Raw genomic sequence first — 872 nt, 5'->3', positions numbered from 1 at the left:
CCGGTGGCATCTTTGTCGAGATCTTGCATGAATTTTTCGCGGGAAAGCCCAATATTGGCAAAAGCATCTTCAATATGTTTGCCCCCTGCTTGAATACGCGCACTCATGGCATTAAAACCACGCGCTGCACTCTCAGGAACAATCCCAGCAGAAATCATCGCCGTACCAAATGCCGCAGTTTCGCGCGCGGTGAGCTTAAACATGGTTGCCGCACCGGTGGCACGATTGGTAAAATCAGACACTTCACTGGCTTTTGCCGCCATGTGGTTCGAGAGATGATTGATAGCATCACCTAGATCTTCAATGCCTTCCTGATTAAGCTTAAAGACATTGCGCAATTTGGCAAAGCGCTCCCCAATCTGATCCCCCGTCATATCAAAAGCAACAGCCGCTTTGGCAGCATAAATGCTAAAAGCTTCGAGATCTTGTTCACCAATGCCTGCTTGGCTAGCACTGGTCATCAGTTCTAAAACCTCACGCGCCGCTAGAGGGATTTTTGTGGAGATCTCAAGGGCAAAACGACGCAATTCTTTTAAGCGATCAAGGGGGGCATCGAGAACCTTTTCCAAGCCTTTCATCGATTGATCAAATTGCATGGCTTTATAGAGCGGTGCAATTAAGGTTGCTGTTTGCGCAAGCGCACCCACCATGCGCCCCCGCGCTTGGATAAAAGCATTTTCCGCATTCTTTGTCGCTTGGCTCAGATGCTCAGGGTCAAACCACCCTTTAAAATGCTTTCGTGTCTTGTTTTGGAAATGCGCAACATCTGAACTAAAGGCTGCAAGATCACGCTTGGCAGAAGCGATCCCCTCTTGCAAATGATTGACAAAACGCACAACAAGAGAAATATCCATGATCGTCTCTTATCCTAA

Annotated in this window: 1 protein-coding gene; it reads right to left on the bottom strand. The window is 47.8% G+C overall.

Annotation, left to right across the window (positions count from 1 at the left end):
• The coding region (locus ACFINU_RS10485) for a phage tail tape measure protein (RefSeq protein ID WP_375667707.1) at positions 1-854 on the bottom strand (854 nt) is incomplete at its 3' end.
• Positions 855-872 lie beyond the last annotated feature (18 nt).

The organism is Bartonella sp. AC130YNZD (assembly GCF_042196865.1).
GTDB lineage: Bacteria > Pseudomonadota > Alphaproteobacteria > Rhizobiales > Rhizobiaceae > Bartonella.
This window is presented reverse-complemented; position numbering and strand designations above follow the sequence as displayed.